Genomic DNA, 10,419 nt, shown 5'->3' with positions numbered 1-10,419 from the left:
CCTCGTGGGGTGCGGGGAGAGGGCGCACGCGGCAGCCCGCGCCCCGGGCTTGGAGGTGGCGGGGTCGTCTGCAGGTGAGGGCGAGGGGGTCCTGGCGTGGACGCGTCCGCTGGTTCTGGGGGACAGCGAAGCGCCACATGCCGTGGTGGCTCCCGACGGGGACGTCCTCGTCGCGGCGACCTACCGTGAGCCTCTGGACCTTGGGGGAGGCTCCCTGCCCTTCAACCACGTATCAAGAGCGCCGCACCTGCTGGTGGCGCGCTTCTCTTCGGAAGGCACCCTGCGCTGGGCGCATGGGCTGACACCGGAGACAGACACCACGCGCGTGCACGTGGGCGGGCTCACCGTGGATGGCGAAGGCAACGCGTGGCTGGGCGGAGTGTCCGCAGGCTTCGCGCAGGGCGCGGTGAAAATCCCGCCCGGAGCCTTCCTGGCCCGGCTGTCGCCCCAGGGCGCGCTGGAGCGCGTGCGGAACTTCGACGGCACGGGTGCGCTCACCGTCAATGCGCTCGCGCCGGACGGCGCTGGCGGCGTGGTGCTGGTGGGAGACTTCCAGGGCCAACGCGACTTCGGCGACGGCGTGAAGGAATCTCCACAGGGCCAGCGCTCCGCCTTCGCGGTGAGCCTGGACGCCAGCGGCCAGACGCGCTGGAGCCGCACCTGGGCCGCGGAGAGCGAAGGTCTGGTGACGGCCCGGGCCGTGGCGGTGGATGTCTTTGGCGGCGTGCACATCGCGGGGGCCTATGCGGGTGCCGTCTGCTTTGGCGGGCCGACGCTCGTCACGGTGCGGCAGCGCACGCCCTTCGTGCTGAAGCTGTCTTCGGACGGCGAGCACGCCTGGAGCCGGGACTTGCGCGGCACCGAGGGCACCGCCAATGCCCTGGCGGTGGGGCCTGACCGCGTCTTCGTCGGAGGGAACTTCTCCGGGCGCTTCTACTTCCGGGGGAAGCCTCACACCTCCAGCGGCTATCAGGGCTTCGTGGCTGTCTTTGATACCCATGGCAAGGAACGCTGGGCGCGCTCCTTCGCGGCCACCGCCACCGCGCTGGCCACGGATGATGCCGGGCAGCTCACCCTGGCGGGCTCGCATGATGGCGGACTGGATTTGGGCGGCGGCGGCGTACCCGCGGGCCTCTACGTGGCCCGGTTCCACCCGGAGGACGGCGCCTCGCTCTGGGTGCGCAGCTTCACCAGTCCAAGCCCCACCCTGGCGCGCACGGTGGCGGTGGATTCGAGCGGCTACGCGGTCGCGGCGGGCGCGTTGGCGCGCTCGCTTCCAGAAGGCACGCCCTACCCTCGCCCGCGAGATGGATTCCTCCTGCGACTGAGGCCCTGAGGAGGAGCCGGATTCAGCACGTGAGCAGCACGGCCCTGCTGTCCACATTGAGGACCTGGGGCCCCGCGGGCAGCGCCACCAGCGGCGCGTCCCAGTGCGAGTGGCCACAAATCACCAACAGGTCGTCACGGGCCGGCAGGCCCTCCCGGATGGCCGCGCTTCCACGCATGCGCGTTCCAGGCACATCGGGGCCCTGGTGGAGCACCAGCAGCTCCGGGTCCTGCCGTATGACGTCACGAAGGCTCCGAAGAAACGCCTCTTCGTCGCGCCGGCCCGGCTTGTCCGGACGGCCGATGATGCCGCTCACGCCGCCCACCCGAAGCCCATCCACATCCACCACGTCGCCGTCGAGCATCTGCTGCTCCGGACGCTGGCGGAAGAACTGCGCCCGCTCGCGCGCGGTGCCAAAGGTGTCGTGATTTCCCGCCACGCCCGCCACCCAGCGGAACTGCTGTCCAAAGGCATCCCATACGGACCGCACGTCCCCGGATGCTCCCCGCACCAGCGCGGCGTCGTCGGAGAACAGGTCCCCCGCCAGCACCACGCCCGTGTGCTCGAGCGGGGGCAACATGCCCTCCGCACTCAAGGACGCGAGCCCATCCGCCAGGACTTCTCCCAGCAGGGCCACCGCGCCTCCCAGCAGCGCGCGAGGCGCCACTCCCTGCAGGTCCGACGTCACCACCAGAGCATCCAGCCCCGCTGGCAGTGCGTCGACCTTCCCCAGCAGGAGGGGCAGGTTCTGGGTTTCGGTTCCACCTCGGGGGGCCGCGGTGAGGTAGGGCCACAGGTACAACGGTTCCGCTTCGAGCTTCAGGATTCGCATGGCGCCCAGGGTCGCCGCGGGCAGCGCCTTCCTGACAGCCACGGTTCGCCCCGGCTGGGGCCACGACCTCGGGCCCCAGCGAATCAAATACGCAGACAGCGATTAGAACAGCCGCAGCAGGGTCAGCGAGACGTTCGCCGTGGCGGAGCGCACACCGCCGAGGATGCACTGGGTCACCCCGGGCACGGATGACACGTCCATCGTCTTGATGGCGAGCGCGTTCTCATACCGGCCGCTGGAGACCCGGCCCAGCAGCGTCACCATCGTCATCCCCACCGGCCGCACATCCACCCCACCGAGGAACTCGATGACGCTCTGCGAGCCGTCATTCCAGGTCACGGTGTTCTGGGTGGGCACGCTCGCCATCAGGCAGCTCGCCGCGCCATTCCCGGTGATGGTGAACGAACCCAAGGCAATCCCGGGGTCCGTCGCGTCCAGACAGGACGAGAACTGCCCCGAGCCCGTCACGTCCACCAGGCGGGCGAAGAGCGAGATGGCCGGCGTGTAGTTCTGGCTCTGGTTTCCCTGCATGCACTCGACCAGGGTGAACTCGGGTGGGGGGACCTGCGCGAACGCCGCCGCGGGAGCGACCGTGAACGCCAGCGCGGCAATACCACTCACGCAACTGGCAACAGCGAATGAGGACTTGAGAGACAGACGCTTCATGGCGACCTCCAATGCAGCGGGGGGAGGCGCCAAGATTGAGAGGCAGCCGGCATGCAGCCATTGCCTTGGAGAGCCGGCGCCCGTCATGCGCTCGCCAGTCTCCTCGGCCGGCTCTCAGAAACTGAAAGGCGGGCTCAGTTCGCGTGCAGCCACTCGCGCAGCTTGGTGGTGGTCAGCGCGATGGCGCCTCGCGCCGCCGGCGTCTGCGCCAGCGCGTTGAGCATGACGAAGTCGTGATGCGTCCCCAGGAAGCGGACCTGGGTGACGTTGACGCCCGCCTCGGAGAGCTTCGCCGCGTAGGCCTCGCCCTCGTCACGCAGCACGTCGTTCTCGTCGGTGATGATCAGCGCGGGGGGCAAGCCCTTGAGCAGGTCCAGTGACGCCCGCAACGGGGACACATGCGGGTCCACGCGCTTGCCGGCCTCCGGCAGATAGGCATCCCAGAACCACTTCATCGCCTTGCGCGTCAGCCATGGCCCCTCCGCGAACTCCTGGTAGGAGCCGCTGTCGAAGTTGGCGTCGGTGACGGGATAGAAGAGCACCTGGAAGCGGATGGACGGCCCCCCGCGCTCCTTCGCGAGCATGCTGACGACAGTCGCCATGTTCCCTCCGACGCTGTCTCCCACCAGCGCCATGCGGCGGGCATCCACGTTGAATTCGTCCGGGTGCTCCGCCACGTACTTCGTCGCGGCATAGGCCTCTTCGATGGCCACGGGGAACTTGTTCTCAGGCGAGCGGCCATAGTCCACGAACACCGCGGCGACATTCGCCCCCTTGACCAGCTCCCGCACCAGCCGCTCGTGCGTCCTGGCATCTCCCATCACCCAGCCCGCGCCGTGGACGAATATCAGCACCGGCAGGCGCTCCTTGCTCCCCTTCGGCCGGAAGAGCAGCGTCCGGACGGAGCCCCTGGGCCCCACGGGCAGCTTGCGCTCCTCCACGTCCGCGTCTGGCATGGACACTGGAATCGACTGCGCCTCGAGGAGGACTTCCCGTGCCTGCTCTGGCGTCAGGGTGTACAGCGGCGGGCTGTTCGAGGCCGCCAGGTCCGAGACGAACTTCTGCGTGGAAGGGTCCAGGTTCATGCGCGCTGCTCCTTGGTCCGGCGCCCGAGGACGGACGCCGCCGGAAAGGTGCCAACCCGGGCGCGAGCGTCAGCAACCATGCGGGCAAGGACCCGGCGCGGCGCCAGCGGGCGCGGCAGGCCCTGTCTGGGCTAGACTCCGCGTTCGCATTCACAGAGGAGCGATGGATGAACCGCTTCGCGCTGCGCGACCTCACGGACCGCCTCGACGCCCAGACCCAACACGAGGACATCGTCCGCATCCTCGCCACCCGGGAGTTCCCCTGGGACGTCGAACAGGCGCTCAGCTTCGCGCTGTTCCGCACCTACGCGGTGCCCAGCATCGGCGTCCTCCTGCACGACACGGGCGAGTTCACCCAGCGCACCCAGAAGCGCTACGACGACACCGTGCTCATCCTGGACACCATCCTGGAGCACGGCATGGCCAGCCAGGAAGGCCGGAGCGCCTTCCGGCGCATGAACCAGATGCACGGCGCCTATGACATCTCCAACGATGACATGCGCTACGTGCTCTCCACCTTCGTGGTGATGCCCGTGCGCTGGATTGCGGACTTCGGATGGCGGCCACTCACGCCGCATGAAGTGACGGGATGGACGAACTACTACCGCGCCGTCGGACGCCACATGGGCATCCAGGACATCCCGGAGACCTACGAGGCCTTCACCTCGCTCATGGACGGCTACGAAGCCAAACACTTCGCCTTTGACGCGCGCAGCAAGGCCGTCGCGGACGCCACCCTGGAGCTGCTCACCACCTTCCCGCCGACGAACCTCGCCCCCAAGCGGCTGGTCACCCTCTTCGCGCGCACGCTGATGGAGGACGCCCTGCTGGACGCGTTCCACTACCCCCACCCGTCTGGCCTCAGCCGCAAGGTGTTCCATCTGGCGCTCAAGGCGCGCGGCACGTTCGTCCGCTACGCGCTGTCTCCAAAGAAGGAGCCCGCCTACGCCCGGCAGCGCGCGAACATCCGCAGCTACCCGAATGGCTACGCCGTCGAATCCTTGGGAACCGTCCCCAGGACGTGTCCCGTGAAGCATGGCGCCGCCGCGGAGGGCTCGCCTCAGCGCGCGCCGTCCAAGGGCGGCCCCTGAAGCACCCGGCGTCCCACAAGGGCAGCCGCAAAAGTGGGAGAAAAGGCGCACACAGGAAACTCTCGCCCACATACCCCGACAATCATTTCAAGAAACACATCGCGGGGCCGCGAAGGCCCACGGGGGAAACGCCATGTTCAAGGTCAAGCAGAACCACACGTTCCAGAATCCGATGCGGCAGCAGATCGACCAGACCACGCAGGGCAAGCAGAGCGACTACGCCCACGCGGTCGGCGGCGTGAACCAGATTCTCGACCGGAACAACATCGGCATCTCTTCGCGCTCCCAGGCCAGCGTCATCGACAACGTGAAGAAGGTAGAGACGGGGGAGCGCAGCGAGGTCAACGCCCACCAGCGCGAGGCCCTGAACTTCGGCCGGGACGCCTTCGAAAGCGCCAAGAAGGGCAACTACAAACAGGCGGGCGTGGAGGCTTTCGGCTCCACCGTCAATGGACTGGCCTCGCTGTTCAAGTCCATCTACACGGAGACGCCCAGCGAGAAGCAGGGCATCCCTCCCCACTGAGGTGACGCGCTCCAGTTCGCCGCCGCGCCTTCTGTCGTCTCCTCCGTCATTCCTGGAGCGAGCACGCCCGAACAGGTGAAGGCAAACGTGCAGTCCATGACGGTCGCGATTCCAGGCGCCTTCTGGGAAGCACTGAAGAAGGAAAGATTGATTGCGCGGGACGCGCCCGTCACCTCCGGGCCTGGGTTCATTGCCGGGTGAGCTGTTTTTGCTAGGCTCACCCGCGCGAGGTGGACATGGCCCGTATCGCCGACGGAGTGGGGGACATCGCGAGCGACTTCAAGTTCGCGGTGCGGATGCTCCGGAAGGACCCGGTCTTCACGCTGGTGGCCGTGCTGTGTCTGGCATTTGGGATTGGCGCCAACGCGGCCATCTTCAGCGTGGTGGATGCGGTGCTGCTCCGCCCGCTGCCCTACCACGAGCCAGGACAGCTCGTTCGCCTCTTCGAGACGACACCGGCGCGGGACCCGACGTGGCTGGGCTCGGTGTCGTGGCCCAATTACCAGGACTGGTCCACCCAGCTCCCCTCGCTGGAAGGCGTGGCCGCCTACGAATTCCAGGGCCGCAACCTGATGACGCCCGAGGGCGCGGAGCGGGTGAACGTGGTGGCGGCCACGGCCAACCTCTTCCAGCTCCTGGGCACGCCTCCCAAGCTGGGCCCCGGCTTCGCGCCCGGCGATGACCAGCCCGGGGCCGCGCCCGTCGTCGTCATCGGCGAGGGCCTGTGGCAGCGCCGCTTCGGAGCCGACCCGGGCCTCGTCGGACGCACGCTGACGCTGGACGGACAGCCGCACACCGTGGTGGGCATCCTGCCCACGGCGGTGGGCTTTCCCGCGGGGGCCCGGATGGAGGTCTTCATCCCCTTCGTCCCCTCCGCGGACCGGGTGGACAACCGGGGCTCGCACTTCCTGAGTGTCCTCGGGCGGCTGCGCCCGGGTGTCCCGCCCCAGACGCTCGCCGCGGAGCTGAAGGAAGTGGCGCGCCGCATCGAGGAAGAGCACCCCGCGCAGCAAGCCGGGCGAAGCGCCGCGGCGGTGTCCCTGGCGGAGACGGTGACGGGCAACGTGCGGCCCACGCTGCTGCTCCTGCAGGGCGCGGTGCTGCTGGTGCTGCTCATCGCATGCGCCAACGTGGCCAACCTGCTGCTCGCCCGGACCTCCACGCGGCAGCAGGAGATTGCCGTCCGCTTCGCACTGGGCGCGAGCCGGGGACACATCGTGCGGCAGCTCCTGGTGGAGAGCCTGCTGCTGTCGCTGCTGGGCGCGCTGCTGGGCGTGCTCCTGGGCGCCTGGGGTGTGAACGCCATGGGCAACCTAGTCCGGGCGTCCTTCCCGCTCACCGGGGACCTTCCCCTCAACGGGCGGGTCCTCGGCTTCCTGCTGCTGATATCCGTGGGAAGCGCGCTCACCTTCGGCCTGACACCGGCGCTCCAGGCCACGCGCACGCCGCTGCGCGCCAGCCTCGCCGAGCCAGGGGCCAAGCAGTCTCCGTCGCGCGCGCATCACTACTTTCGCGGCGCGCTCGTCGTGACGGAGGTGGCCCTGTCGTTGGTGCTGCTCGTCGGAGCGGGGCTGCTGCTGCGAGGCTTCGTGAAGTTGCTGGGCACCGAGCCCGGGCTGGAGCCACGCCACGTCCTCACCGCCCACCTGCCCATCACGCCGAACCAGTACCCCCGGGAGGAGGTCGTCGAGCGCCTCTTCCAACCCATCCTGGAGAAGGCCCGGACGCTCCCGGGCGTGGAGTCCGCGGCGCTCATCTCCCTCCTGCCCATCCAGACGGCGTGGACCAGCGGGGACTACGCCGTGGAGGGAGAGCTGCCGGCGGAGCCGGGCAAGACGCTGTTCGCGGAGTTCAGGACGACCAGCCCGGACCTGTTCAAGTCGCTGGGGATACCGTTGCTGGCCGGCCGCGACTTCACCGAGGACGACGGCCGCGGCGCCGAGCAGGTCGTCATCGTCAACCAGGCCCTCGCCCGCCGGCACTTCGCGGGAAGCGAGGCCGTGGGACGCCGGCTGCTCATCGGGGGCCAGCCCGTGGAAATCATCGGCGTGGTGGGAGACGTGCGGCAGGCGGGCCTGGACCAGCAACCCCTCCCCGAGGTCCACCTCCCCTACAACCATCCGCGCTCCACGCTCTGGTATTTCCAAGCGGTGACGCTGGTGCTCAAGACACGCACGGCGCCCGCTGGCGTGGCAGCCACGCTGCGCGGCGCGGTGCGCACCGTGGACTCCGAGCAGCCGCTCTACAACATCCTGACCATGGAGGAGATCATCCAGCAGTCCGTGGCGGGACGGCGCCTGAGCCTCACGCTCCTGGGCGCGTTCGCGCTCATCGCGCTGGTGCTGGCCACCGCGGGCCTCTACGGCGTCATCTCCTACCTCGTCTCGCAACGCACCCAGGAGATTGGCATCCGCATGGCGCTTGGGGCGCCTCCGGGCCGGGTGGTGCGGCTGGTCATGGACCAGGGCATGAAGATGGCGGGCTTGGGAATCGGCGTGGGGCTCGTCGCCGCCTTCGGACTGTCCCGCTACATGGAAAGCCTGCTGTACGGCGTCAGCGGGACGGACCCACTGACCTTCGGCGTGTTCGCCCTGTTGCTGGGCGGCGTGGCGCTGCTGGCCACCTGGCTGCCCGCTCGCCGCGCCTCCCGGGTGGACCCCATCATCGCCATCCAGAAGCGATGACGGGGCGCTGTCCCTCGCGCCCTGGGCCTCCAGGAGCGAGGGACACGGACGCCCGGCCTCAGGACGCTTCGCGCAGCGCTGTCAGCTCCTCCACGTCCTCGGGCACCGGGTCCAGCGCGGCCGACAGCGCGGGATAGGCGGCGAGCAGGTCCTCCACCTTGGCGCCGAACTGGAGCCACCCGACGATGCGCACCGCGTCCTCGTTGGTGATGCACACCCGGCGCAACCGCCGGTTCACCACGAAGTGACGCTTGCCCTCGGGCGTGTCGAACGCATAGCCCCGCAGCAGCTCCGCCGCGGAATAGCCCCGGTCCGAATCCTCGACCTCGGCGAAGGCCTTCTTCAGTGCGTCCCGTCCGTAACGGCTGAGCAGCAGCAGCAGGTGCTCCCGGTCCACCCAGTGCCCGTGCTGGTAGACCTTCCGCTCGCGCTTGAGGCGGTTGTAGCGCTCCAGCATGGCCTGCGCGCCAGCCGCATCCAGTCCCGTGGCGGGCTCGTATTCATAGAAGAGGTCCAGCACGGTGTCCGTGCGCGGCTTGAAGGCCTTCACGCCGAACTGCTCGGGTGACAGGTGGATGGGCGCGTTGTGCTCGAAGACGAAGGTCCCCGTTCCCTCCGAGTGCAGGATGTCCGAATGCCCCAGCAGGAACTGGACGGTCTCCTCCGCCTCGGCCTCCGTCTCCGTGGGGAAGCCGAAGAAGTTGAAGGTATGGCTCCAGATGCCCGCGTCGTGCGCGAACTGGAGATTGTCCACCATCACCTTCTGCGTGTTGTTCTTGCGCATGTGGCGCTGCACGCGCTCGGACGCCGTCTCCAGCCCGATGTAGAGCGAGCGGAAGCCGATGTCGTGCATGTTCTGGAAGTCTTCCCGCGTGAAGTACTTCTCGAACTTGTAGAGCGCGGTGAAGAAGTAGCGCCCCTTGGGGACGGCGGGCGGCAACATGCGGAAGAGCTTGGGTGGCAGCGCCTCGTCGTTGAACGCGAAGTGCCGGACGCCATGGCGCGCGTTGAGCACCTCCAGGTCCTTGGCAATCATCTCGGGCGCGCGCATGCGGTAGCGGTCGCCGTAAATCATGCCGTGGTAGCAGAACGCGCACTTCCCCCAGTAGCAGCCGCGCGTCGTCAGCAGCGGCAGGACAATTTCGGGGGACAGGTACTCATCCAGCGGCAGCCCCCCGAAATCCGGCGTGGGGACCTCGCTCATCGGCAGCGAGTCCCCCAGCGGCGTCAGCACCAGGTTCTCACCCTCCATGAAGGCGAAGTTGGGCGGGCGGTCTCCCCGTGGGTCTTCCACGGACAGAAAGCGGTCCAACGGGCGCTCGCCCTCGTACCGGCAGATGAAGTCGAAGCACCTGCCGAACAACTGGGTGACCCACGTGCTTTCCTTCTCCACCAGGCGGGAGAACACGCTGCCCCCCACCAGCACCGGGACGTCCGGATGACGCTGCTTCAGCACACGGCAGAGCGTGAGTCCCGCGACAATCTGCTCGGTGCCGATGATGGACACGCCGAAGTAGCGAGGTAGCTGCTTGACGCCCGCGACCTGCTCCTCGAAGAACGCGATGAAGGGGTTGGCGTTGCGGTTGTCGATGAAGGCGAGCAGTGACGGAATGGAGCCCAGGACGTCGCCGTCCTGGAGTGACGTCGTCCCCACCTCGATGACGGGCTCCGCCGCGGAGAACGCCGCGAGCAGCGCCTTGAGCGCGTCCACGCTGTCCTTGAAGCTCTCCACCGTGCCGTAGGTATCGCCGGTGCGCAGCCCCTCCACCTGGACGATGAGCTGCTCATACTCCTCCAGCGTCGCCAGCGCCTGAAGGCACCGGGCGCGGTAGAGGCGGTGCTCATCCGTCAGCGCTGCGATGAAGCGCTCCAGCCGCGCCCGCGCCAGGGGCAGGCGCGCCCGGCTGATGAACCAGCGGTAGAAGACGACGTTCCAGTCGTCCTGGTGGACGCGGTGGCCCTTCTGCTCCAGGTAGGCCTTGAGCGACGGGGTGCTCAGGAAGGGCTGGAGCGGAGACCACTGCGGAGGGAAGACGAGATGAAGGTCCGGTCGCGAGCTGTCGCGGGCCTCCTGGGGGGTGTCACCGGGCCGCTGCGTCAAGGGCGTTTCCATGGGCCAGAACCTCCATGTGCTGGGCTGAACCGACAAGGCTGTGCGTCATCGCGCGCCGGGAGCGCTCCCATGAACTGAATGCCCCCGAAGAAGCGCTG

The 10,419-nt window shown here is 68.4% G+C and carries 8 protein-coding genes; 4 read left to right on the top strand and 4 right to left on the bottom strand.

Annotated elements, in window-relative coordinates; all coding sequences use genetic code 11:
- Positions 1 to 1,336, top strand: a 1,336-nt coding sequence (locus FMP39_RS19300) for a hypothetical protein (protein ID WP_228558125.1), incomplete at its 5' end; no start/stop codon positions are given.
- Between the two features lie 13 nt (positions 1,337 to 1,349).
- On the opposite strand, the gene FMP39_RS19295 is transcribed toward FMP39_RS19300, so the two are convergent.
- The 3 genes from FMP39_RS19295 to FMP39_RS19285 all read right to left on the bottom strand — a co-directional run bounded on the left by FMP39_RS19295 (position 1,350) and on the right by FMP39_RS19285 (position 3,910).
- On the bottom strand, positions 1,350 to 2,201 hold the full coding sequence (locus tag FMP39_RS19295) for a metallophosphoesterase (RefSeq protein WP_228558124.1): 852 nt from the start codon (positions 2,199 to 2,201) through the stop codon (positions 1,350 to 1,352).
- Positions 2,202 to 2,261: 60 nt separating this feature from the next.
- Entirely contained in the window at positions 2,262 to 2,825 is a 564-nt protein-coding gene (locus tag FMP39_RS19290) for a hypothetical protein (protein WP_228558123.1), read from the bottom strand.
- A 134-nt stretch (positions 2,826 to 2,959) separates the two neighbouring features.
- Positions 2,960 to 3,910 (bottom strand): alpha/beta hydrolase, encoded by a 951-nt coding sequence (locus FMP39_RS19285; protein WP_141591801.1) that lies wholly within the window; start codon positions 3,908 to 3,910, stop codon positions 2,960 to 2,962.
- Positions 3,911 to 4,077: 167 nt separating this feature from the next.
- Here FMP39_RS19285 and FMP39_RS19280 point away from each other — a divergent pair, with 167 nt between their 5' ends.
- The 3 genes from FMP39_RS19280 to FMP39_RS19270 all read left to right on the top strand — a co-directional run bounded on the left by FMP39_RS19280 (position 4,078) and on the right by FMP39_RS19270 (position 8,208).
- Positions 4,078 to 5,001 carry an oxygenase MpaB family protein gene (locus FMP39_RS19280; RefSeq protein WP_141591800.1) on the top strand — a complete coding sequence of 308 codons (924 nt, stop codon included), beginning with the start codon at positions 4,078 to 4,080 and terminating at the stop codon, positions 4,999 to 5,001.
- A gap of 133 nt (positions 5,002 to 5,134) precedes the next feature.
- Positions 5,135 to 5,524, top strand: a complete 390-nt coding sequence (locus FMP39_RS19275; RefSeq protein WP_141591799.1) for a hypothetical protein — start codon at positions 5,135 to 5,137, stop codon at positions 5,522 to 5,524.
- A gap of 236 nt (positions 5,525 to 5,760) precedes the next feature.
- On the top strand, positions 5,761 to 8,208 hold the full coding sequence (locus FMP39_RS19270) for an ABC transporter permease (protein WP_141591798.1): 2,448 nt from the start codon (positions 5,761 to 5,763) through the stop codon (positions 8,206 to 8,208).
- Positions 8,209 to 8,266: 58 nt separating this feature from the next.
- On the opposite strand, the gene FMP39_RS19265 is transcribed toward FMP39_RS19270, so the two are convergent.
- Positions 8,267 to 10,321, bottom strand: coding sequence for a radical SAM protein (locus FMP39_RS19265; protein ID WP_141591797.1), 2,055 nt, complete (start codon positions 10,319 to 10,321; stop codon positions 8,267 to 8,269).
- Positions 10,322 to 10,419 lie beyond the last annotated feature (98 nt).

Origin of the sequence: Myxococcus sp. AB056 (assembly GCF_006547365.1) — a bacterium.
Lineage (GTDB): Bacteria > Myxococcota > Myxococcia > Myxococcales > Myxococcaceae > Myxococcus > Myxococcus virescens.
The sequence above is the reverse complement of the archived record's forward strand: the minus strand, read 5'-3'. Positions and strand labels throughout refer to the sequence as shown.

Coding starts and splice junctions, on each gene's coding strand:
- FMP39_RS19290 (WP_228558123.1), bottom strand. CDS start 2,825: ATGAAGCGTCTGTCTCTCAAGTCCTCATTCGCTGTTGCCAGTTGCGTG.
- FMP39_RS19285 (WP_141591801.1), bottom strand. CDS start 3,910: ATGAACCTGGACCCTTCCACGCAGAAGTTCGTCTCGGACCTGGCGGCC.
- FMP39_RS19280 (WP_141591800.1), top strand. CDS start 4,078: ATGAACCGCTTCGCGCTGCGCGACCTCACGGACCGCCTCGACGCCCAG.
- FMP39_RS19275 (WP_141591799.1), top strand. CDS start 5,135: ATGTTCAAGGTCAAGCAGAACCACACGTTCCAGAATCCGATGCGGCAG.
- FMP39_RS19270 (WP_141591798.1), top strand. CDS start 5,761: ATGGCCCGTATCGCCGACGGAGTGGGGGACATCGCGAGCGACTTCAAG.
- FMP39_RS19265 (WP_141591797.1), bottom strand. CDS start 10,321: ATGGAAACGCCCTTGACGCAGCGGCCCGGTGACACCCCCCAGGAGGCC.